This is a genomic window from Pseudomonas algeriensis, from assembly GCF_048847255.1.
GTDB lineage: Bacteria > Pseudomonadota > Gammaproteobacteria > Pseudomonadales > Pseudomonadaceae > Aquipseudomonas.
Genome location: NZ_JBKKRK010000013.1, coordinates 21,173 through 43,349, shown reverse-complemented (window position 1 = coordinate 43,349; position 22,177 = coordinate 21,173). Strand labels below are relative to the sequence as shown.

Below are 22,177 nucleotides of genomic sequence, written 5' to 3'. Positions count from 1 at the left end.
ACGACAAGGACGTATCTCATGAAACCTGCCTCTCGGTTGCAAGGCCGGCATCACCCGCAAATCTGGAACAGCGCGCCGCAACTGGCCGATATTCCGATCATCAGCACCCAGACACTCATACCCGCGGGCGCCCGCGCGGTCATCCTTGCCCCGCACCCTGGCGACGAAGTCGGCGCCTGCGGTGGGTTGCTCCAGTTGTTGAGCAACCTGGGCCAACCGATGTTGCTGATCTCGGTCACCGACGGCAGCCTGAGCCATCCGGGCTCGCCACTGTGGTCTGATGAGCGGCTGCGCACGTTTCGCCCGCATCCCCAGGAGAGCGTGGACGCCCTGCATCGCCTGGGCGTGCCTTCCAATGGCCTGCAGTGGGTCCGCGGAGGGTTCCCGGAAAAGGGCCTCGCCGAACATGAAGCCCAACTGACCGCGTTCATCGGCCATTACCTCAAACCTAGCGACGTGGTGTTCAGCACTTGGCGCCTGGACGGCGACAGCGACCACGACACGGTCGGCCGCGCTGGAGCCTTGGCCGCTGAAACCGTCGGAGCGGTGTTCAACGAACTGCCCGTATGGGCCTGGCACTGGCCGGTTCGTGAGCAGAACAGGATCCCCTGGCATCGGGCGCGCAAATTACGGCTGGACGTGTGGACCACCGCCCGCAAGCGTCACGCCATGCACGCCTATGCCAGCCAGCTCGGCAGCGAGCCCACCAACGGCATCGCACCGCTGGTGCCGAGGGTCATTCTCGATCGCATGGGCATGCCGTACGAAATTGTATTTATCTGACCCCCAGCCCTGTGGGAGCGAGCTTCCTCGCGATAGCGGCCTAACTGCTATCGCGAGCAGGCTCGCCCCCACATTTTTCGCCTTGAAGTTTTGTCCGGCAAGAATTCCGGAACTGCCGCAGTCGCCATGAGTCGCATGAACAGAGACGTCTGACTCAGGAGTGAACGTGACTCGCGATCCCCACTGGCGGGTCGAAGAATCAGTGCCGCTGGACGCACCCGCGGCGATTCATCGACTGCGTGTTCTCACGGTGAATACCCATAAAGGCTTTACAGCCCTCAATCGTCGTTTCATTTTGCCGGAGCTGCGCGAAGCGGTGCGCGCCACAGGTGCCGACCTGGTTTTCCTTCAGGAGGTGCTTGGTGAACATGATCGACATGCCCTGCGCTACGACAACTGGCCCCAGACCTCGCAATACGAATTTCTCGCCGACAGCATGTGGAGCGACTTCGCCTACGGCCGGAACGCGGTGTACCCCGACGGACATCACGGCAACGCGCTGCTTTCCAAATACCCGATCCGCCAGTTCCGCAACCTCGACGTGTCAATCACCGGTCCCGAACGGCGCGGGTTACTGCATTGTGTGCTGGACGTGCCGGGCCATGCCGAAGTCCACGGGATCTGCGTGCATCTGAGCCTGCTGGAAAGCCATCGCCAATTGCAGCTCAAGCTGCTCTGCAAATTGCTTGACTCTCTTCCCGAGGACGCTCCGGTGATCATCGCCGGGGATTTCAACGATTGGCAATTGCGCGGCAACACCACGCTTGCCCGTCGCCAGTACCTGCACGAGGCCTTTGAACACCATCACGGGCGCCCTGCCCGGACCTACCCCGCCCGCTTCCCCCTGCTACGCCTGGACCGCATTTACCTGCGCAACGCCACCAGCCACGCCCCGCAGATCCTCGGCAACAAGCCCTGGACGCACTTGAGCGATCACCTGCCGTTGGCGGTGGAAGTGCATCTGTAGCCCCTGATCCGGGTAAACCGACCTGTAAGATCTGACAGTAGCGACGCCTTTGATTCGTTGCTAGCGTGCCTTTCCATACAGCGAGCGTTGCCGGGTCCTGTGTGCCATCTGTCGTGCAACCCATGCTGAAACAGGCATGCCATGGATGCCCATGCAGAGGGATAGCACATGATTCGGCGCGATCGGCATCTCAATCGTCTGTTCAACGCCTTATGGGTAGCGGCTCCGTTCCTGCTTCCTGCCTCATCAGCGATGGCGGCTTGCACATTGTCACCCACGGCAGGCGACGACACTTACGTGTGCGACAGTGGCACGAGTGCAACCGGGCTTACGGATCTGTCGGGCAACAATAACCTGACGGTCTCAGGCAGTGGCCTCGTTCAGGGTGACGTCGTGTTCGATGCCGGAACCGACCGCATCGAAATCAACGCCAACGGTGTGATCGATGGCGACGTCGAGCAAGGCTCGCAAGCCGACGCGTTTGAAATGAATGGCGGCCGGATTCTATCGATCTCCCAAGGCGATGGCCTCGATACGTTCCTGATGACTGGCGGCACCATCGTCGACGCGTTCGAAGATGGCGACATCGCCCAGATGACCGGCGGCACCATCGGCAGGGTCGACATGAAGCTCGATGACAACGTCTTCGACATGTCAGGTGGGGAAATCATCGGCAACCTCGTCACTGGCTTCGGCAGGGACACCATCATCCTGTCCGAAGGACGCATCGGCGGTAATGTCAGCGTCAGCGGTGGCAACGACAGCGTGACCGTCAGTGGCGGGGAAATCGGCGGCGAGGTCCGGACCAGTGCCGGCGACGATCGATTCCAATGGAGCGGCGGCACCATCCGCTCAGCCATCCTGATGGGCGACGGCACCGACACCGCTCTGTTGCAGAACCTCACCGAGGCGGGACTCGCCCCCACGCCCAGCCTGGACGGAGGCTTGGGCCAGGACAACCTGACCTTCGAGGGCAGCACGTCCAGTACCGGAGCCCGCTATGACAACTGGGAAACCGTCAGCCTGACCCAAGGCTCGCGCCTGGACTTGAGCGACACGCTGCTGCTGGGCGACAACGCCACCGGCACGGGTGTGTTCAACATCGACAGCAGCAGCGTATTGACCTCGACCCAAGGCGTCATCGCGCCGTTTACTTCAGGCCAGATGACCACGCTCAACAATGCTGGAGCAATTGATCTTGCCGACGGCAACACCCGCACCAACGACACCCTCACCGTGCAAGGCAATTACGCCGGCAATGGCGGCCAGCTACGCCTGCAAACGGTGCTTGGGGCCGATGATTCGCCCAGTGACAAACTGGTGGTCAACGGTGGCACCCTGACAGGCGGCACCGCCATCACCGTCACGAATCTGGGTGGCGCCGGCGGCCTGACTACCCAGGACGGCATCGAACTGGTCCAGGCCCAGAGCGGAGCCGTCAGTGATAGCAGCGCCTTTTCACTGGCGCAATCCGTCTCGGCCGGTGCATTCGACTATCGCCTGTTCAAGGGCGGCGTGGCCGGCAACGCCAACAACTGGTACCTACGCTCCACGGTAGTGGCGGGCCCGGTCGCAGCGCCCAGCCCGACGCTGCCGCCGCTGCCGGCCGCCGTGCCGGGCGCTGCGCCGATTCCCTTGTACCGCCCCGAAGTCCCTACCTGGTCAGTACTGCCCCCAGCCGCCGCGCAATTGACGCTGATGGCCCTGGGTACGTTTCACGATCGGCAAGGCGACCAGCGCCTGCTGTCGGAAACCGGCGCGTTCGGCGCGGGTTGGGGCCGGGCCTACGGCAAGGACCTCGATCAAACCTGGGCCGGCACGGTAACGCCCCGGTTCGACGGTTCCATCAAGGGTTTCCAGGTCGGCCACGACTTGTACGCCGCCCCGACGTCCGACGATCGGACCCAGCGTATCGGTTTTTTTGTCGGCCACACCGAACTGAACGGCAACGTTGACGGCTTCAACCTCGGGTTCCAAGGCCGGCGCGCTGGCAAGATCGAGCTCGATGGCGACAGCTATGGCCTTTACTGGACCCTCATCGACCGCTCGGGTGGCTACATCGATGCGGTGGTCATGGGCACCCGCCTGAATGGCGATAACCGCTCCGAACGTGGCGTCAAAATCGACAATCGCGGGCACGCCTTGACCCTATCGGCGGAGGCCGGCTATCCGTTTGCGGTAGCTCGCGACTGGGTCTTCGAACCCCAGGCCCAGATCATCCATCAGAAGATCAGCCTGGACAGCCAGGACGATGGGATTTCAAAGGTCGAATTCGACTCCGACAGCGCCTGGACTGGCCGCCTAGGCGCCCGGCTCAAGGGCAGCTATCAAGTCAGCGGCTTGCCGGTGGAGCCCTATCTGCGAGCCAATATCTGGCACACCTTTTCCGGCACCGACACGGTGACATTCGACGACACCCAACGGATCGAGACCGAACAACGCGCCTCCACGGCGGACCTGGGCGTTGGCTTGGTCGTGAGCCTGGCGTCTAGCGTCAGCGCCTATGCCGGCGTGGACTACAGCAATAACCTGGACAGCAACCAGCAACGCGGCGTGGCGGGCAATGTGGGCGTGAGAATCAGTTGGTGAGGCGCAGACGACGATGAATTGACGCCTAAATAGGATCGTTTTTATCCGCGTGAAATCATTGGGTTAGCGCTCTCTGATTTCACTGTGCCATTTGTCGGCCAATTTCTTGACGCAACCGCTTTGGTCTTCTTGAATACAACGTACTACCCCCGGAAACACAGTCAGGGGCAGGCCTCTGGAACCCCGCCATCGCGGGTCGCCAGAGGTTTGCCTCATCCATTCGGTCGCCCCTCATTCGGGGTAGGAGAGACGCCCTAAGCGAGAAATGCATGCGATTGCAAGGCAGACCCCCATGAAAACTTCCCCCCGCCCGCAGGAACTCAAAACCACCCTCTGCACCGTCTCGACCTCCCTGTTGCTGTGTTCGTCGATGCAAGTGCTGGCCGAACTGGAAGACCCTCTCACTGCCCCCTGGTACGACCGAACACCCGCCGACCACCCAACGGGCAACGACCCCGCGTCGGGCAAAAGTCCCGCGCTCTTCACGCTTCGCAACAACAATGGCCATACCCAGCGCGTCGGTTTGATCAGCGGCCAGAGCCGGATCACAGCCAATGGCAGCGCAATGCTGGTCGCGCCGGCTCTCGCCAAGCCGGGCCAGGAAACCCTGAGCCTGGAGGGGCAGAATCTTGGAGCCTACTGGAGCCTGACCGGCCCCGCGGGCTGGCACGTGGACCTGAGTGCCAGCGGGGGGCGGGTCAACGGTTTCAGCTTGAACGAACAGGGTCAGCGTCAAGCCACCGAGGGCAGCGCCGTCACGCTGTCGGTCGAAGGCGGCTTCCCCATCGGCATCAGCGAAAACTGGGTGGTCGAACCCCAGGCGCAGTTGATCAACCAGCGCATCAGCCTTGATACGCCGAACGGCGAAAATGGCGACAGCAGTGAACTGAGCACTTGGAGCGGTCGCGTCGGCGCCCGGCTCAAAGGGGCCTACCAAGTCAACGGCCTGGGCGTCGAGCCGTACGTGCGCACCAACCTGTGGCACACGGTCCAGAGCGCCGACACCGTTACCCTGGACAAAGTCGACAAGATCAGCAGCAGCCGCAAATCTTCGACCGTTGAAGTCGGCCTGGGCCTGGTTGCCCGGGTCACCCCAGTGGTGAGCCTGTATGTCAGCGCCGACTACAGCAGTGACGTCGACGACAACGACCTCAACGGCGTCATCGCCAGCCTGGGCGTGCGGATGCGTTGGTAAACACCGGCTTCATGCATTCAACGCAATGGTGGCAGGGGCGTAGGCAGGACAGCCGCACGCCCTTGCCACTTCGAAATCACCTTCATTAAGGCGTATAACGCTAGAAGCGCCGCAGACTGTCAGCCCATGGCTCATTTCATTGATGGAGTAACGATATGACCACCGCCACCCTGCTCTCCCATTTATTTCCCAGCGCCGCGGATATCCCAGAGGCCTACCGTCTCGGTGATCCCGTCGAACAACGGGAATACCTGGTCGATGGCGTCTTGAGAACCTGGCAAGGACCACTGGCCACCGTGCGCAGCCCGGTTTACCTGGCCGGCCCGAACGGCGATGAACAAGTGATCCTCGGCAGCACGCCGCTGCTGGACGCCGAGACGGCGCTCACCGCGCTTGACGCCGCCGTCCGGGCCTATGATCGCGGCCAAGGCACATGGCCGACGATGCGCGTCGCCGAACGCATCCGCCATGTCGAGAGCTTCCTGGCGCGCATGCGTGAACGACGTGAAGCAGTGGTCAAGCTGCTGATGTGGGAAATCGGCAAAAATCTCAAGGACTCCCAAAAGGAATTCGACCGGACCTGCGACTATATCGTCGACACTATCAACGCCCTCAAGGAGCTGGACCGTCGTTCCAGCCGCTTCGAGCTGGAACAGGACACGCTGGGGCAGATCCGCCGCGTGCCCCTCGGCGTCGCCCTCTGCATGGGCCCGTACAACTATCCGCTGAACGAAACCTTCACCACGCTGATTCCCGCGCTGATCATGGGCAACACCGTGGTCTTCAAGCCGGCCAAGCTCGGCGTGCTGCTGATACGTCCGCTGCTGGAAGCCTTTCGCGACAGCTTTCCTGCGGGCGTCATCAATGTGATCTACGGCAGCGGCCGAGAGACCGTCAGCGCACTGATGGCCAGCGGCAAGATCGACATATTTGCCTTCATCGGCACCAACAAGGCTGCCAGCGACCTCAAGAAACTCCACCCGCGCCCGCATCGCCTGCGCGCCGCCCTGGGGCTGGATGCAAAAAACCCCGGCCTGGTGTTACGCGATGTCGACCTGGACAATGCCGTCAGCGAAGCGCTCACCGGTTCGCTTTCTTTCAATGGGCAGCGGTGCACGGCCTTGAAGATCCTGTTCGTTCATGAAGACGTCGCCCCGGCGTTCATCGAGAAATTCAATGCCAAACTCGCCGCGCTGAAACCCGGCATGCCTTGGGAAGATGGCGTGGCGCTGACGCCACTGCCCGAAGCCGGCAAGGTCGATTATTTGCACGCCCTGGTGGCCGATGCCATCGCCAAGGGTGCGGGGGTGATGAACCAGCACGGTGGCGAATCCCGGGCTTCGTTCTTCTATCCGGCGGTTCTATACCCGGTGAACACAGCGATGCGTGTGTATCACGAAGAACAGTTCGGCCCCGTCGTGCCCATCGTGCCGTACCGTGACCTGAACACCGTGGTCGATTACGTGCTCGAATCCGACTTCGGCCAGCAACTGAGTATCTTCGGCACCCACCCAGCTGAAGTCGGCAAGCTGGTTGACACCTTCGCCAACCAGGTCGGGCGCATCAACATCAACGCCCAGTGCCAACGCGGCCCAGACACCTTCCCTTTCAACGGCCGGAAAAATTCCGCGGAAGGCACATTGTCGGTCCATGATGCGCTACGCACTTTTTCGATCCGTACGCTGGTGGCAACCAAATTCCAGGAGAGCAACAAGGCGCTTATCAGCGACATCATCCGCGAGCGGGATTCGAATTTCCTGACCACCGACTACATTTTCTGAGACCGCTCGCTGGTTACGACAGGGCCGGGCGCCGCCATTTGACGCCCCAGCCCTGTTGCATGCCGGCAGCAGCCAGCAGGATCGCCGCCACCCCCAGCCACTGAAGCGGTTCGAGGCGATGACCGAAGGCGAACCAGTCGACGAAGATCGCCGCGATCGGATAGATAAAGGACAGCGCGCCGGTCACGGCTGTCGGCAACCGCTGGATCGCGCTGTATAGCAGCACGTACATGATACCGGTGTGAATCATGCCGAGGGTCAGCAGGCTGGCCCAGGCCTCGGGTTGCTGCGGCAACGTCGAGAGATTCGCCCATGGCGCCAACAGCAGTATCCCGGTGCTGACCTGGATCAGCGCGATCAAATGGGGTGGCGTGCCGCTGAGCCGCTTGATGATCAACGCCGCAATGGCGTACAGCAAAGCCGCACCCAACGCCAGGGCGATGCCCGCCAGATAGTCCTCGCCACCCTGCCCTTGTTCGCCATGGGCGCTGACGATCGCCAGCATTCCAAGGAACGAAACCGCGAGCCAGAAGAGCTTTTGCGCGGTGATCTTTTCGCCCAGGAACAACGCCGCCAGCCCGACCAGCATGAACGGTTGGACGTTGTACACCGCCGTACCGATCGCAATCGAAGCGCGGGAATAGGAAGCGAACAGCAATACCCAATTGCCCACGATTGCCACGCCGCTGAGTACCGCCAGCAGGAACGTTGTGCGCGTCAGCACATCCCGACGCAGGAAACCAAATCCCGCGCAAATCAGTAGCAGCGTGACGGCGCCAAATACGCAACGCCAGAACACCACATCCAGTACGGGCAGGCCCGCCACCAGTACAAACCAACCTATGGTTCCGGAAATCAGCATGGCGGCGGTCATTTCGAGCGAACCGCGGCGTAGGGTCTTGTCCATCTTCAGGCTCCTTCGGTAAGTGGCTACAGTATGCCGAGCCGCCGGGCCGCTTCTCCATGGCCTGAAAAAGGCTAAACTGGTTTTTGACCTTTTTTATAAAGGCCATTTTGACCATTTACCTAACGGAGCCGTTATGACTGACGACATCGACCAAATCCTCATCAAGGCGCTGATGGAAGATTCCCGACGCTCGCTCAAGGCTTTGGCGAACCTGAGCGGCCTGTCGTCCCCCAGCGTTGCCGAACGCCTGCGTAGACTCGAGGAGCGTGGCGTGCTCAGGGGCTATACCGTTGAAGTCGATCCGAAGTGTTTTGGTTATCAACTCCAGGCCATCGTGCGTATTCGCCCATTGCCAGGGCAATTGCAAGAGGTGGAGCGGCAGATCCAGGCCATTGGCGAGTTCACTGAATGCGACAAGGTGACTGGCGAGGATTGTTTCATCGCGCGGCTGCATGTGCGGTCGATGGAACAGTTGGATGTTTTGTTGGATAAGTTGAATGTTCTTGCGGAAACCAATACGGCTATTGTCAAGAAGACGCCGGTGAAGCGGCGGTTGCCTCCGATGGGTTGAGAGCCGTTGATGGACGCCGACCTGGTGCAAGCCCCAGAACAAAAAAAAGGCGCCTTTCCTTCAGGAAAAGCGCCGTTTCTCAAATCAACAGTTCAAGCCGGACACTCCGGCAATATCAGTCATCACGTCCCATCAACCCAAACAGCTGCAGCAAGCTGACAAACAGGTTGTAGATCGATACATACAGGCTGATGGTCGCCATGATGTAGTTACGCTCGCCGCCATGGATGATGGCGCTGGTCTGGTACAGGATGCAGACCGACGAGAACAGCACGAAGCCGGCGCTGATCGCCAGTTGCAGGCCGCTGATCTGGAAGAAGAAGCTAGCCACCACCGCACCCAGCAACACGAAGAAACCGGCGGTGATGAAACCACTCAGGAAGCTCATGTCCTTGCGAGAGATCAGTACGTACGCCGACAGGCCACCGAACACCAACGCGGTCATTGCGAAGGCCGAGCTGACCACTTCTGCGCCGCCCTGCATGCCCAGGTAACGGTTGAGGATCGGGCCGAGCAGGAACCCCATGAACCCGGTCAGGGCGAAGGCCGAAACCAGGCCCCAGGCCGAATCGCGGAGCTTGTTGGTAAGGAAAAACAGGCCGTAGAAACCGATCAGCACGACAAAGATGTTCGGGTAACCGACGCGCATCTGTTGTGCGACGAAGGCCATCACACCGCTGAAAGCGAGCGTGAGTGCCAGCAGGCCATAAGTGTTGCGCAGGACGCGGCTAACTTCTAGCTGCTCAGCCTGCACGCTGTTGTTCACTGCGTAATCCTGTTCGCGCATGGCGACACTCCTCCGGTTTTGAAACATTCAGTGGCAAGGATCATAACAGACGCTCTGTAACAAGCTACGTGGAGAGTTTGACAGTGTGTTTCATTCGGGTATTATGGCGCCCGCAACGCAATACGGAGGTGTGGCCGAGTGGTTTAAGGCAACGGTCTTGAAAACCGTCGACTGTAACAGGTCCATGAGTTCGAATCCCATCGCCTCCGCCATCTTCTAACGTTAAAGCCCTGACTTGTCAGGGCTTTTTCGTGTCTGGCGTTTGAAAAAACAGTGACGGTCTTCACAAAGGAAACAGTGCATGCCATCCCCTAGCCTACTCAAGGAAAGTAAAGTGCCCCGTAAAACAATCGGTTCGATCGCTGCTGCAATTGTCGGCGTGGTCCTGTTATGCGTGTTCTTCGGAAGTTGGTACACGGTTGATGAAACCGAGCGCGGCGTGCTTCTGCGCAATGGCGCGCTGGTCGGGGTGGTTGAGCCGGGGCTGTCGTTCAAGACGCCATTTATCGAATCGGTACGCCTGATCAGCACGCAGAGCCAGGTAACCTCCTACGACGACTTGCAGGCCTACAGCAAAGACCAGCAATCGGCCGAGCTCAAAGTGTCGGTGTCGTGGCACATCGCGCCTTCTGACGTGGCGAAGGTCTATACCCAGTTCAAGGATCTGGAAGGCATCCGCGACCGGATGATCAGCCGGCAGGTGCCGACGCAGGTGGAGAATGTGTTCGGCAAGTTCAACGCCGTGGCCGCCGTGCAGAACCGCGTCCAACTGGTCAACGATATCTCCGCTGCGATCAAATCGACGATTACCGGGCCGGTGATCATCGACAGCGTCCAGGTTGAAAACATTGATTTCAGCGATGCCTACGAAAAGGCCATCGAAGCGCGCATGGCCGCCGAGGTCCAGGTCAAGACCCGTGAGCAGCAGCTCGCCACCGAACAGGTCCAGGCGCAGATTCGGGTGACCCAGGCCCAGGCGGAAGCCGATTCGCAAGTGGCCCAGGCCAAGGCCGATGCCCTGGCAACGGAACTGCGTGGCAAGGCTGAAGCCGAGGCGATCAAGGCCCGCGCCCAGGCGCTGGCCAGCAACCAGAACCTGGTGGAGCTGACCAAGGCCGAGCGCTGGAACGGTGAGCTGCCCACCACCATGCTGCCGAACAGCGCGCTGCCTTTTATCGATTTGAAGTAACCTCCCTCGGCGCGGTCGATTCCGGCCGCGCCATTTTCCCGTGCAGCGTCTGGACAGATACGTCGACGCCGGTGGTTGACGCTACACTTGCTTCACTGATGACCAGACGTTCACCGTTAGCAGGGAGCTCACCGTGTACCCAGGCAAACAAACAACGCAACTCCCCTCCTGTATCCCATTCTCCGCCCGTCATCCCGATAATTGCTCACACTCGCCAGGTCCGGTTTCGGCATCCGTTCCGCGCAGGAGAAACCTGTGACCATTCTGATCAATAAATACAAGTGGCCCGTCCTGTTGGCCGCGGCGCTTGTTGTCTTTTCCGCATTGATCTTCTTTTTAATAAAATCCTATACATACGACTCAGCGACCTATTTCGAATCACGGGACTTCATTCGCCAACTCAAGCAAGCCGACGCCAACTGGAACGTAAAAATCCTCAGGAAGAAAATCGGCGTCAACAATAACCTGTCACTCACCCCACCGCCCGAAGCGCAGACTCGCTGGGAGCAATTGGAGCGTTTGAACAGTTCCGGCCCGCTGGCGGCGCTCTGGGCGTCAAGGCGCCAGGGATACGTGGATGCGGTCAAGAACAAGAATCTGCTGGTGGAGCAGTTCGAGCAGCACAACGCCACCCTGCGGGCGTCCCTGGATGAGTTGCCGACGGTAGAAGACGAAATACAAAACCTGTTGCAGGAGATGAAGGCGAACGGGGAGATCGCGCGCCTGACCGCGGCCTCGAATGTCCTGGACCTGGCGTTGACCACCCTGGAGTTCGCCCTTTACGTCACGGCGGATAAAGAACGGGAAGTGCGGGATCAGTTAAGCGAACTCGAACATCAGATTGACCAACTGCCTGCCCTCTATCGGCCCGCGTTTGTGTCACTGATACACCACGTCAAGACCATCATCCACGAACAGCCCCAGGTCAACGACCTGCTGGACCGCATCAGCGTCATCCCAGTGGCCCAGGAGCTGGACAGCATCAACGAGCTGTTGAACGAAACGCAGCGCAGGACCGCCGCCACGGACCGTAAGTACCATATATACCTGGCGGTGTGCGCCGGCCTGATGGCGCTTTTGATGATCTATCTGGCCGTACGGCTGGTGCGCAGTTATTCAGTCATCAACCAGATCAACCATGAGCTGCAAACTTCCAATGACAAACTGGAAGAACGCGTCCAGGAACGCACCCGCGAGTTGAAGGAGGCCGAACGGGAGTTGGTGGATGCCGCTCGCATGGCAGGCATGGCCGAGATTGCAACGAACGTGTTGCACAACGTCGGCAATGTCCTCAACAGCGTGAATATTTCCGCGGACCTGGTCACTCGCAAGTTGAAAAACAGCAAGACGCAAGGGTTGGGCAAAGCCGTGAAAATGATGAACGAACATGCCGACGACCTGGGTCATTTCATCACCGAGGACGAAAAAGGCAAGTTGTTGCCCCGCTACTTCAATGAACTGGTGGACTCTGTTGCAGGCGAACAAGCACTGCTCATCGAAGAACTGGCGCAGTTGACCAAAAGCATCGATCACATCAAGGACATCGTCACCACCCAACAAACCTACGCCGGGGCTGCGAGGCTGATCGAGCCGCTGAACGTCGCCGATCTGTTCGAGGATGCCCTGCGCATGAATTCAGGGGCGCTGAGCCGGCATCATGTCACCGTGATCAAGGATTACCAGGACACTCCCGTGATTCTCGGCGACAAGCACCGACTGCTGCTGATCCTGATCAACCTGATCAGCAATGCCAAGTTCGCCATGTCCAGCGTTGAGCACCCACGGGAGATGACCCTGGGAATCCGCATCGTCGACCAGACGACGTTATGCGTCAGCGTCAAGGACCGTGGCGAAGGAATTTCCAAGGAAAACCAGGCGAGGATCTTCAATCATGGCTTCACGACCCGCAAGGACGGCCATGGCTTTGGCCTGCACAGTTGCGCCCTGGCGGCGGTCGAAATGAACGGCCGTCTCTTGGCCTACAGTGACGGACCGGGGCAAGGCGCCCTGTTTACCCTGGAACTGCCCCTGGAGCTGGCAGCCTCATGACCCGCTTTGACTGCGCGGCTGGCATCCGTGCCTGCGCGCAGTCAACAGAACGCGGCCCTACTTGACGTTCCCGGACGGGGCGTTACGGCGTCTCCTGGCGGGTAATGCGGCGGCGTAGGCCAGCGCTTCCTCTCGCGAGGCGAAGGAACCCAGCCGATCAGCCTGGGTACAGACTCGCCAAGGGCCGCTGTTGACGCTCAGTACGTCATAGCCATTGATGTGCATTTTCGTCAGCATCGCAGTACTCATGGTGATCACCTCCTGCAAAGTACCGAGTTACGCTGCCTACCATACTCCCGGTTCACCCGTCGGTGCCTACCGGGCGTCGCGACAGTTCATCGTCCATGCAATTCAATGGGAGTCCGAATCCCACAGCCAATCCCATAAACCGGGCAGATGCACGGGCTGGGACGTGTCGCGAACCGTGCGAGCCAGCGCCGCTCGTTCCAAGGCGCGGCTGTCGTCGTAGAACGGCTTCGCATCGGTCCTGAGCCCGGTCTCCCTGGCACTGTCCAAAAGGATCTGTAGGTATTCACGGGCGTGGCGGGCGGTATATCGGTTGAGGTCGTGGAAGGTCACGACGACCGGTATCACACCGTCCACTGTGGGCAATTGACCATCCGCGATGCGCTCGCGGACCTCGGAGAGCTGGCGCGTGAGGCTCATCCGCCGTCGTGGGCTCACGGTAATGCCCCAAACCTTGCCATCATTGGCGCTCAAGTCAGTCAGCAATACGTGCATACCGTGTCGTTGATAAGCGGCAAACGTGCGCTTGTCGAAACTCCAGAATGGCGGCCGTACCAGGTTTGGCGATGCGCCTGTGATCACAGCGATATCGTTGGCGCCATTGGCCAGGGACTGCTCCAACTCATCCGGATCCAGGAATCGATGATTGGTATGCCAATAGGTAGCCGTGTGGAATCCCAATAGGTGTCCGTTCGCATGCTCACGACGCATGAGCGAGCGGCCGATTTCGCTGCCACCGGCCCGTGGCGCCCGGGTCTGGACGAAAAAAACCGCCTTGATCCCAGGCTGCACCGGATTACGGTCCAATGCGTCCAGCACGTCGGCGCTCGGATTCCAGAAGGACGATGCGCTAGGCCCATCATCGAATGTCAGCAGGAAACGGATCGGGGCCTGGACGCGCAGGCGTTCCTCGGTTTGCGGGGTCAATTCGATGGGCGGGCCGATGCAGCCCGACAAGTGCAGGGCAAACAGCGCCACGACCAGCGCCCTGGCGAAATTGTTCATGTCTTGCCTTTATTCAGTGCCACGTTACGTCGCCTTTGATCCTTGGCACCGGTGCTTTCAAGCTCACCTTGGAGAAGGTTACCCGGGTTTGGTTCCGCACCGTGAGCACGGTGTTCAGCAACCCTCGACACTCTCCCTGTAGACCCCATTCTTGACCGTCCGGAAATCCAATGGAATTTTCCGAACGCCTCCGTATCCATCCGTATAGGATCAATTAGGGAGGATTTATGGGCGGTCCATCGCTTTACATCATCGACTACATGCTCCATGGCGAGCCCAAGTCTTTCATCATTCGCGCAGAAGTGATGAATAACTCCGAAGCTTGGCATTGGGCCAGTTGCGACGCGGGTGTTGGGCGCATCCCCAAATTCGGCAGGGAGAAGGTCAAGCGGGTTTCAAAACCCATGGCAGAAAAATATGGCATTACCGATGTGCGCTGGCGAGCCTCCGTCGCGCCATCCTGGGTCAAGGAGTCTGGCTGAACAAGACATGAAAGGGTCCGGCGCACCGACTGTCCAGTCATGCGCCGGATATCCAACGCCGCAGAAATATCTCAACTACCCTTATTGCAGCCTTACCCGTCCATAGCGATGGGTTTCGTGCTGCCTCATCCAACGTTGAATGGAGGTGTGACATGTCCGAAAAAGAGTCCATCACCACCCTGCTCACTTTATTGGAATCGCGCCAGGCGGGGCTGACCGCAGCCTGCAAGGAAATTGCCGACTGGGTCGACCATCAGGGCGGCCATCCCGCTGCAGTGCGCATCCGCGATCGGCTCAACGACATCGAAAAGGATGCCCCGTCGATCCAGAGCGCCCTCTCTTCACTCAAACCTGTGGAACGTCCGTTGCCAAGATTTCGCTGATAGGTTTGGCTATATGTTTGTTGATGGAAAGCTTCGTCAACGACGCTTGCCGCACCGGTTTCCCTGAGCTCCACCGGTTGTAAACCCGATGGAACGACGGCGTACGTTTGCACCTCGATATTGATAGGTATCGATGCAAGAGCCGTCATAAGGGAGAACCAACATGAATGCCAGAGTCCTGCTGCTGATTGCCTGTGCCTGCCCCGCCACCGTCATGGCGCAGGGTTGCGAGGTCCTTACCCGATCCCAAAGCCAGGCGGTACAGGAAATCGAAACCCGCAGTTGCTATGAGTACAAGGGCGTCCCCTCGGAGGCCATCGGCTGGTCCTGCAGCAACGAAAGCAAAGGGACCCTGAGCACTCAAAAGAAACCCGTCGAGCATTGCGCCGAGGGCTACGTGGCAACGTGTCAGGCAAGACTGACTCAGGAAGCCCTGGCCAATCCCCATTCCACCAGCAAGGATCGCAGCGGCGGCTCGGCGAATATCCCGGACAACGCCCAAGTCACCTGGTACTACTACGACGCGCAACAAGTGCAGCAAGCACAAAAGGATTGCGAAACCACCGGCGGCCAATGGAAGAACCGCTGACCGGGTGGTTCGCATCACATGGCGTCAGCCCTTGCTGTGTTCTGGGGAAGAAGGCGGGTTCTTGACGCCTCGTGGCCCGGCCACGCCCCAGATGATCAAGCCCAAAACAGGCAAGATAATCAGCAACAGCGCCCAGCCCGCCTTGGTACCGGCCGACTTGTCGCTGCGAAAGACGCTGACGATCGCCCACAAGTCCACGAGCAACAGCAACACCGCTACGGCGATCCAGAAATAACTGGCTAGTTCAGACATGGCCTCAATCCTCTTGTCGGTCTATGGATTAGGCATGGCCGCGCCAGCTCCGTTCAAAGAATCTGACTTGCTGTTACGGTTGACGATCATGCAGCTACAAGCGCTCGTTGAGGTAGGCGACCCATTGCTCATAGGCCTCGTGCTGACGCCGGACCGCCTCGTCCCAGGCGGTTCCCGACATTTGATGGACACAGATTAGCGCCATCATCTCCGACGTTGCTGCATCAAGCTCAACCAGAAGCTCGTGGGATCTGACTTTGAAGTCTTCAACGGTGGTCATCATTCCTCGCTCCCCCCATCGGGGCCGGCTCGTCCACCCAACATTGATGCGTTTTTTCGGCGCTGATTCATTTTTGGCGATGATCGGTCGTCGACAACGGCCCTGCCTCGACGTTTTCCAACCGTCCGCGAAATAAACGAAGCCTTTTCCATGGGGCGCGATCCCATGGACAGAAACGAAACATTTCGTTTTTTTGAACGCCGAAATGGCGCGAGGCTCAAATATTGCAGTTATATTGCACTTTAATGACAGTCGGGATTGGGCCAGGTTATGAAGATTCGAGCGACCGTCATCTGCGAAGAAGACCGCCACATCCTGCTGGTACGTAAGCCTAAGAGCCGCTGGGCGTTGCCTGGCGGAACTGTCGAGCGCGGCGAAACCCACGCCGACGCCGCCCTAAGGGAACTGGCGGAAGAAACGGGGCTGAGCGCCGAAAGCCTGCTTTACCTGATGCGGATCAATGACGGCGGTACCGAGCATCACGTGTTCGAGGCGGCGGTCAACGATTCGACGGCCGCCAGGCCACAAAATGAGATCATCGACTGTGTATGGCACCCGTTGGACGCCATTGCGCAGTTGCAGATGAAAAAAGGGATGCGGGAAATATTGGAAGCGTTTCGGCGCAGGCTGTAGACCGCTTAACACCTGACGAACAATTTTTACGGACCAGAAACAAACAAGGGTTTGCATTAGCTTTCGCTCGCAAACCCTTGATATTAGATGGTGCCCGAAGCCGGAATCGAACCGGCACGCCCTTACGAGCGGGGGATTTTAAGTCCCATGCGTCTACCAGTTTCGCCATTCGGGCGGTAGCGCGGTCAAGCCATGTGACACTGTCGGATAGGCATCCCTCAGGATCGAGGCTGGTGCAACAGAGGGGGAAATATATACATCCCTCCTGGGTGAAGCAAGGCGGCCATTGCCCTTTTCAAGACAAAAACTTTCACCGCCCCCTAAATAAAAAAGCTCCGTAGATCATGAATCTACAGAGCTTTTTAGAAGTGGAGGCCGAAGTCGGAATCGAACCGGCGTAGGTGGATTTGCAATCCACTGCATAACCATTTTGCTATTCGGCCTCAATACGCCTAATGCAATGAAACCGCATCAAACGGATAAAAACTTATCCGGACAAAGCCGCTAATAGCGAGCTATCTCCTTGAAAACATTGAAGTTTTTTACGCCTCGATGCATTCGATGGGCGCAATTATGTACTCATTTGCCTAAGCTGACAACCCCTTGATTTCAAAAAAAATTTGCCTGGCGGTGAGACCTTCGGATGTATTTCCTGGGCAACACGACGGGCCGAAACCTCTGCCAACCGGCTCATCGGGAAACCACTCACACCAACGGAACAACCGCCGTTGCCCTCGGTTCATTCGTTATGTCGTCCCCTGGATCAGCAAGGAGAACCATCATGACTGAACGCCCAAAACTGGTGGCAAGCCGGGCTCCGGTGCCCACCTCTTCACGCCCCAATCTTGGCACGCCGGAGCGCCTGGTGTCGCTGGTGGCCGGCTCGTTATTGCTTGCCAATGGTTTGCGCCAGGGCGGTCTAAAGGGCTGGCCGCAGGTGCTGCTCGGCGCGTGCGCTGCCTGGCGAGCCTATTCAGGCACATGCCGGATCAAGCAAGCCCTGACCCACAGCCCTTTCGAACAAACATTCGAACAGGATCGCGATTGGGACGGCAGCAAGGTCATTTCCCGCAGCATCACGGTGGGCAAGCCGAGGGACGAGGTCTACACGTTCTGCAGCGAACCGGCCAATCTGGGAGCGCTCATGCCATGGGTGGACGCCATCGAACAGACGGGCGAACGAACTTATCGCTGGGTCGCCCATGGCCCGATGGACAAGACGTTGCAGTGTGACCTCGAACACTGCGAACCCAAGGAAGGCCGCAAGCTGCACTGGATTGCCGGTCCGGACCGACGCTTCAAGCATGACATCCAGATGCATTTCAGCGATGCGCCCGCCGGTCGCGGTACGCAGATCAAAGTCATCGTGGCTTGCGAGACGCCTCTCGGCGCGGCCGGCTATGCGCTCGCCGCCGCTATTTCCCGGTTCTCCGACAAGGCCCTGCTCAATGTGCTGCGCAGCATCAAGCAGCAACTGGAAACGGGCGAAGTCAGCACCAACAAGATGCGCGATCCGCATACCAAGGACTTTCTGTTTGTCCACCCGGCTACCCACGCGACGCAAGCTCCAGCCAATGACTCATCCTCTGACAAACCCGAACTCAATGGAGGTACCGTCTGATGCGCGCATTGACTTGGCAAGGCCCCAACAAACTGCAGGTCGAGACGGTGGACGATCCCTCCATCCTGAATCCCCGCGACGCCATCGTGCGGGTGATCCTGTCCTCGGTGTGCGGCTCGGACCTGCATCTGCTGGGCGGCTACGTGCCGACCATGCAGGCCGGCGACATCATTGGGCATGAGTTCATGGGCGAAGTGGTGGAAACCGGCTCGGCTGTCACGCAGATCAAGAAAGGCGACCGGGTCGTCACAGTGTCGATTGTCGGCTGCGGAGAATGCGAGCATTGCCAGCGTTCGGACTTTTCCTGCTGCGACAACTCCAATCCGAACCCCACCGCCACCGACATCGCCTACGGTCAACCCGCCTGCGGCATCATTGGCTACAGCCATGCGTTCGGTGGTTATGCCGGCAGCCACGCCACCTATATCCGCGTGCCGTTTGCCGACGTCAACCTGTTCACGATCCCCGATGGCGTCAGGGACGAGCAGGCCGTGTTCGTCTCCGATGCGGTGCCCACCGGTTATTTCGCCGCCGACAACGCCGATATCCAACCCGGCGATACGGTGGCGGTCTGGGGTTGCGGCGGGGTTGGGCTGATGGCGATGTCCAGCGCCTACTTGCTAGGCGCAGAACGGGTGATTGCCATCGACCGCTTTGCCGATCGTTTGCGCCTGGCCGAGGAAAAGGCCGGCGCCATCGCCCTCAACTACGAGACCACCGACGTGCATGCCGCCCTGCTGGAACTGACCGGCGGCCGTGGACCGGATCGCTGCATCGATTGCGTCGGCATGGAGGCCCATGGCACGGAAGTCGATTATTTCTACGACAAGACCAAACAGATGCTGCGCCTGCACACCGAACGCGGGACCGTGCTGCGCCAGTCGATTCGCGCGTGTCGTAAAGGCGGGACGGTGTCGGTGGTCGGGGTGTACGGCGGCTTGCTGGACAAATTCCCGATGGGCGCGATCGTGAACAAGTCACTGACCCTGCGTTCCGGCCAGCAACCGGGACAGCGTTATGTGAAGCGTCTGTTCGAACACATCCAGAACGGTGACCTGGACCCCTCCTATCTGCTGACGCATCCCATGGGCCTGGAGCAATCGGTTGAGGGCTACGCAATGTTCAAGGACAAACGCCAGGATTGCCTACGGGCGGTGTTCCGGCCGGAATAGATCAAACTCCATGGCGAGGGAGCAACTCCCTCGCCACCGGGATTGCAGGGCCTCACCGGACAGTCGCGGCGCGCCGTCATAATCGGTAACATACCGGCCTTTCCCGCAGCCCTCCTGCGCCCTGCCGACTAAGTCCATTCCATGCCTTTCGAACTCAGCGTTGAACTTTCCACCCTCGCGATCCTGGCCGTTGTGGCGTTCATCGCCGGCTTCATCGATGCCATTGCCGGCGGTGGCGGGCTGCTCACCACCCCGGCCCTGTTGACCGCCGGCCTGCCGCCACACTTGGTGCTGGGCACCAACAAGCTCAGCTCGACCTTTGGCTCGGCCACGGCCAGCTTTACCTTTTACAAGCGCAAGCTGTTTCACCCACGGCAGTGGACCCACGCCCTCGTCGGCACGCTGATCGGTGCCCTGGCCGGTGCCGTCGTTGCCCATTATCTGCCCGCCGAGTGGCTGAACAAGATGCTGCCGGTCATTGTCTTTGCCTGCGGCCTCTACTTGCTGTTCGGCGGCACGCCCAAGGCACCGCTGGACAGCAATGCACCGATCAAGAAGACCTGGCAGTCGCCGCAAGGCTTCGCCCTCGGTTTCTATGACGGCGTGGCCGGCCCGGGCACGGGTGCGTTCTGGACCGTCAGCAGCCTGCTGCTCTACCCCATCGACCTGGTCAAGGCCAGCGGCGTGGCCCGCAGCATGAACTTCGTCAGTAACATCGCGGCGCTGACGGTGTTCATCGTCTCGGGCCAGGTGGACTGGATCATCGGCCTGAGCATGGGCCTGTCGGTGATGGTCGGTGCTTTCTTTGGCGCGCGCACCGCCATCAGCGGCGGCGCGAAGTTCATCCGGCCAGTGTTCATCACCGTGGTGCTGGCCCTGACCGTGCGCCTAGCCTGGCAACACTGGTTCAGCATGACCTAAGCGCCGCGCCACGTAGAGGTCGATCAGATACCGGGCAATCGAGCGCGAGGCGGGAAGCGGTGGCAGATCGTGGATGCTGAACCACTGCGCGTCTTCGATCTCGTCCTCTTGGGGCACGATATCGCCGCTGGCGTATTCGGCGTGGAAGCCCAGCATCATCGAATGGGGAAACGGCCAGCACTGGCTGCCCACGTAGTGGATGTTCTTCACTTCGATACTGACTTCTTCGCGGACTTCCCGGACGAGGCAGTCCTCGGCCGACTCACCCGGCTCGGCAAATCCTGCCAAGGTGCTGTAGACACCCGAGACAAAACGGGGCGAACGTGCGAGCAGGACTTCATCGCCACGGGTGATCAGCACGATCATGCTCGGTGAGATCCGCGGGTAATGCCGCAGATCGCACGCCTGGCAATGCATCGCCCGCTCGCGCGGCACCTGGCTCATGGGCTGGCCGCAACTGCCGCAAAAGCGGTGTTCCCGGGCCCAGGTCCCGACCTGAGCGGCATAACCCAACACCTTGAACAGCGTGTGATCTTCCTCGAGCATGAACGCGCGCAAGCCTTTCCAGCTGCAACCGGGAATATCCAGGGGGCTGTGCAGTTCCAGCAGGTAGACCGGCTCGCCATCGAAATGGCCGATGCCGTGCTCGGCGAGGATCGACAGGTCTTGGCGCTTGAGCCAGTCGCGAGGAAACAGCGCGCCGTTATCGTCGTACAAAAAACCTTCCGGGCTGCGGGCCACGGCCCAGCCGCCGGGAAGGTCGGTGTCGAGTACTGCGGTGGTCCAGCGTGAAATCATGATCGATCAATCCAGAAATTCGGGTTTCTGTTTGCTCATATGGGCGGCCATGGCCACGCGCAGGTCATTGGATTGCAGCATGGCGGCATTCCACGTGGCGACATATTCCAGGCCGTCGTCGATGCGGTGGTCGCGCATGTAGCTGATCATTTCCTTGGTGCCGGTCATGGCAATCGGCGACTTGGCGGCGATTTCCCGGGCAATGCCCATCACGCCGTCGAGCAGGCTGGCGGTGTCATTGTAGACACGATTGACCAGGCCAATGCTGCGCGCTTCGTCGGCACCGAAGGTGCGCCCCGTATAAGCGAGTTCACGCAGCATGCCGTCCCCGATGATCCGGGGCAAGCGTTGCAATGTCCCAACATCGGCCGCCATGCCGATGTCGATTTCCTTGATGGAGAACTGCGCGTCTTCGGCGGCGTAGCGCATGTCGCAAGCGGAAATCAGGTCGATGGCACCACCGAGACAATAGCCCTGGACCGCCGCGAGTACCGGTTTGCGGCAGTTGTCCACGGCATTGAACGAGGCTTGCAGCTGCAGGATCTTGCGTCGCAGCACGCGGGCGTTACGGCCCACATCCTTGCCCAGTTCGTTCGCCACGCCAGCCAGCATCATCAGGTCGATGCCTGAGGAAAAGTGCTTGCCGGCACCGCTCAGGACCACCACCCGCACTTCGTCGGTGTCGTCGATCCATTGGAAAATCTCGACGATTTCGCTCCAGAACGCCGCGTTCATGGCGTTGATCTTGTCCGGTCGGTTGATCTGCACATGGGCGATGTTGTCTGCAAGTTCGACGTTGAACGCTTGGTATTGCGACATGGCAGTATCCTTTGACCGGCTGGAAGAGGCCTGAACTATAACAAGCGATCACGACAGGACGTAGGCAGCGCATCGGCCAAAAGCGGGACTGCATCACGCTGCGCAATCTAATGTGGGAGCGAGCCTGCTCGCGAAGGCGGCAGGTCAGTCAACATTTT

The 22,177-nt window shown here is 59.7% G+C and carries 23 protein-coding genes and 3 tRNA genes; 16 read left to right on the top strand and 10 right to left on the bottom strand.

Features of this window, described 5'->3' with window-relative positions:
- Positions 1-18: 18 nt before the first annotated feature.
- The 5 genes from ACLK1G_RS18845 to ACLK1G_RS18825 all read left to right on the top strand — a co-directional run bounded on the left by ACLK1G_RS18845 (position 19) and on the right by ACLK1G_RS18825 (position 7,315).
- The gene (locus ACLK1G_RS18845) at positions 19-783 is read left to right on the top strand and encodes a PIG-L deacetylase family protein (RefSeq protein ID WP_420766801.1); all 765 of its coding nucleotides are present in this window, start codon (positions 19-21) and stop codon (positions 781-783) included.
- A gap of 166 nt (positions 784-949) precedes the next feature.
- Positions 950-1,750, top strand: coding sequence for an endonuclease/exonuclease/phosphatase family protein (locus tag ACLK1G_RS18840; RefSeq protein WP_420766800.1), 801 nt, complete (start codon positions 950-952; stop codon positions 1,748-1,750).
- Positions 1,751-1,918: 168 nt separating this feature from the next.
- The gene (locus ACLK1G_RS18835) at positions 1,919-4,339 is read left to right on the top strand and encodes an autotransporter family protein (protein ID WP_420766799.1); all 2,421 of its coding nucleotides are present in this window, start codon (positions 1,919-1,921) and stop codon (positions 4,337-4,339) included.
- Between the two features lie 292 nt (positions 4,340-4,631).
- Entirely contained in the window at positions 4,632-5,534 is a 903-nt protein-coding gene (locus tag ACLK1G_RS18830; RefSeq protein ID WP_420766798.1) for an autotransporter domain-containing protein, read from the top strand.
- 155 nt (positions 5,535-5,689) lie between these two features.
- Positions 5,690-7,315 (top strand): NADP-dependent glyceraldehyde-3-phosphate dehydrogenase, encoded by a 1,626-nt coding sequence (locus ACLK1G_RS18825; RefSeq protein ID WP_420766797.1) that lies wholly within the window; start codon positions 5,690-5,692, stop codon positions 7,313-7,315.
- Positions 7,316-7,328: 13 nt separating this feature from the next.
- Here ACLK1G_RS18825 and ACLK1G_RS18820 read toward each other — a convergent pair whose 3' ends face one another.
- Positions 7,329-8,222, bottom strand: a complete 894-nt coding sequence (locus ACLK1G_RS18820) for a DMT family transporter (protein WP_420766796.1) — start codon at positions 8,220-8,222, stop codon at positions 7,329-7,331.
- Between the two features lie 133 nt (positions 8,223-8,355).
- Between ACLK1G_RS18820 and ACLK1G_RS18815 the strand changes: the two genes are divergently transcribed.
- Positions 8,356-8,793 carry an Lrp/AsnC family transcriptional regulator gene (locus tag ACLK1G_RS18815; RefSeq protein ID WP_420766795.1) on the top strand — a complete coding sequence of 146 codons (438 nt, stop codon included), beginning with the start codon at positions 8,356-8,358 and terminating at the stop codon, positions 8,791-8,793.
- A gap of 115 nt (positions 8,794-8,908) precedes the next feature.
- Here ACLK1G_RS18815 and ACLK1G_RS18810 read toward each other — a convergent pair whose 3' ends face one another.
- On the bottom strand, positions 8,909-9,580 hold the full coding sequence (locus tag ACLK1G_RS18810) for a Bax inhibitor-1/YccA family protein (protein WP_039588756.1): 672 nt from the start codon (positions 9,578-9,580) through the stop codon (positions 8,909-8,911).
- Between the two features lie 124 nt (positions 9,581-9,704).
- On the opposite strand from ACLK1G_RS18810, the gene ACLK1G_RS18805 reads away from it, so the two are divergent.
- From ACLK1G_RS18805 to ACLK1G_RS18795, 3 genes are all read left to right on the top strand, one after another.
- Positions 9,705-9,792: transfer RNA gene (locus ACLK1G_RS18805), tRNA-Ser, on the top strand.
- Positions 9,793-9,914: 122 nt separating this feature from the next.
- Complete coding sequence (locus ACLK1G_RS18800) at positions 9,915-10,769, top strand: prohibitin family protein (RefSeq protein WP_420766794.1); 855 nt, start codon at positions 9,915-9,917, stop codon at positions 10,767-10,769.
- 255 nt (positions 10,770-11,024) lie between these two features.
- Complete coding sequence (locus tag ACLK1G_RS18795) at positions 11,025-12,818, top strand: DAHL domain-containing protein (protein ID WP_420766793.1); 1,794 nt, start codon at positions 11,025-11,027, stop codon at positions 12,816-12,818.
- A gap of 57 nt (positions 12,819-12,875) precedes the next feature.
- On the opposite strand, the gene ACLK1G_RS18790 is transcribed toward ACLK1G_RS18795, so the two are convergent.
- Both ACLK1G_RS18790 and ACLK1G_RS18785 read right to left on the bottom strand, forming a co-directional pair.
- Positions 12,876-13,067, bottom strand: coding sequence for a DUF2188 domain-containing protein (locus tag ACLK1G_RS18790; RefSeq protein WP_420766792.1), 192 nt, complete (start codon positions 13,065-13,067; stop codon positions 12,876-12,878).
- A 102-nt stretch (positions 13,068-13,169) separates the two neighbouring features.
- On the bottom strand, positions 13,170-14,069 hold the full coding sequence (locus ACLK1G_RS18785; protein ID WP_420766791.1) for a polysaccharide deacetylase family protein: 900 nt from the start codon (positions 14,067-14,069) through the stop codon (positions 13,170-13,172).
- Positions 14,070-14,296: 227 nt separating this feature from the next.
- On the opposite strand from ACLK1G_RS18785, the gene ACLK1G_RS18780 reads away from it, so the two are divergent.
- The 3 genes from ACLK1G_RS18780 (at position 14,297) to ACLK1G_RS18770 (ending at position 15,523) form a co-directional block, all read left to right on the top strand.
- Positions 14,297-14,551, top strand: a complete 255-nt coding sequence (locus ACLK1G_RS18780) for a DUF6555 family protein (protein WP_039588765.1) — start codon at positions 14,297-14,299, stop codon at positions 14,549-14,551.
- 152 nt (positions 14,552-14,703) lie between these two features.
- Complete coding sequence (locus ACLK1G_RS18775; RefSeq protein ID WP_420766790.1) at positions 14,704-14,934, top strand: hypothetical protein; 231 nt, start codon at positions 14,704-14,706, stop codon at positions 14,932-14,934.
- 163 nt (positions 14,935-15,097) lie between these two features.
- Positions 15,098-15,523 (top strand): hypothetical protein, encoded by a 426-nt coding sequence (locus tag ACLK1G_RS18770; protein ID WP_420766789.1) that lies wholly within the window; start codon positions 15,098-15,100, stop codon positions 15,521-15,523.
- Positions 15,524-15,547: 24 nt separating this feature from the next.
- Here the strand turns inward: ACLK1G_RS18770 and ACLK1G_RS18765 are convergent, their stop codons facing one another.
- Both ACLK1G_RS18765 and ACLK1G_RS18760 read right to left on the bottom strand, forming a co-directional pair.
- Entirely contained in the window at positions 15,548-15,775 is a 228-nt protein-coding gene (locus tag ACLK1G_RS18765) for a PLD nuclease N-terminal domain-containing protein (protein WP_420766788.1), read from the bottom strand.
- A gap of 94 nt (positions 15,776-15,869) precedes the next feature.
- Positions 15,870-16,058 (bottom strand): hypothetical protein, encoded by a 189-nt coding sequence (locus tag ACLK1G_RS18760; protein WP_420766787.1) that lies wholly within the window; start codon positions 16,056-16,058, stop codon positions 15,870-15,872.
- A 267-nt stretch (positions 16,059-16,325) separates the two neighbouring features.
- Here ACLK1G_RS18760 and ACLK1G_RS18755 point away from each other — a divergent pair, with 267 nt between their 5' ends.
- The gene (locus tag ACLK1G_RS18755; RefSeq protein ID WP_420766786.1) at positions 16,326-16,688 is read left to right on the top strand and encodes an NUDIX hydrolase; all 363 of its coding nucleotides are present in this window, start codon (positions 16,326-16,328) and stop codon (positions 16,686-16,688) included.
- An 88-nt stretch (positions 16,689-16,776) separates the two neighbouring features.
- Here the strand turns inward: ACLK1G_RS18755 and ACLK1G_RS18750 are convergent.
- Positions 16,777-16,863, bottom strand: a tRNA-Leu gene (locus ACLK1G_RS18750).
- Between the two features lie 194 nt (positions 16,864-17,057).
- Positions 17,058-17,131 (bottom strand) — tRNA-Cys (locus ACLK1G_RS18745).
- A gap of 338 nt (positions 17,132-17,469) precedes the next feature.
- Between ACLK1G_RS18745 and ACLK1G_RS18740 the strand changes: the two genes are divergently transcribed.
- The 3 genes from ACLK1G_RS18740 (at position 17,470) to ACLK1G_RS18730 (ending at position 20,402) form a co-directional block, all read left to right on the top strand.
- Positions 17,470-18,309, top strand: coding sequence for an SRPBCC family protein (locus ACLK1G_RS18740; RefSeq protein ID WP_420766785.1), 840 nt, complete (start codon positions 17,470-17,472; stop codon positions 18,307-18,309).
- Positions 18,309-19,481: a zinc-dependent alcohol dehydrogenase gene (locus ACLK1G_RS18735; RefSeq protein WP_420766784.1), complete on the top strand. Its 1,173-nt coding sequence runs from the start codon at positions 18,309-18,311 to the stop codon at positions 19,479-19,481. The genes ACLK1G_RS18740 and ACLK1G_RS18735 overlap by 1 nt, the downstream gene beginning before the upstream one ends.
- 141 nt (positions 19,482-19,622) lie before the next feature.
- On the top strand, positions 19,623-20,402 hold the full coding sequence (locus ACLK1G_RS18730) for a TSUP family transporter (RefSeq protein ID WP_420766783.1): 780 nt from the start codon (positions 19,623-19,625) through the stop codon (positions 20,400-20,402).
- Here ACLK1G_RS18730 and nudC read toward each other — a convergent pair.
- Complete coding sequence (gene nudC, locus ACLK1G_RS18725; protein ID WP_420766782.1) at positions 20,370-21,200, bottom strand: NAD(+) diphosphatase; 831 nt, start codon at positions 21,198-21,200, stop codon at positions 20,370-20,372. The genes ACLK1G_RS18730 and nudC overlap by 33 nt on opposite strands.
- 6 nt (positions 21,201-21,206) lie before the next feature.
- Entirely contained in the window at positions 21,207-22,019 is an 813-nt protein-coding gene (locus tag ACLK1G_RS18720) for a crotonase/enoyl-CoA hydratase family protein (RefSeq protein ID WP_420766781.1), read from the bottom strand.
- Positions 22,020-22,177 lie beyond the last annotated feature (158 nt).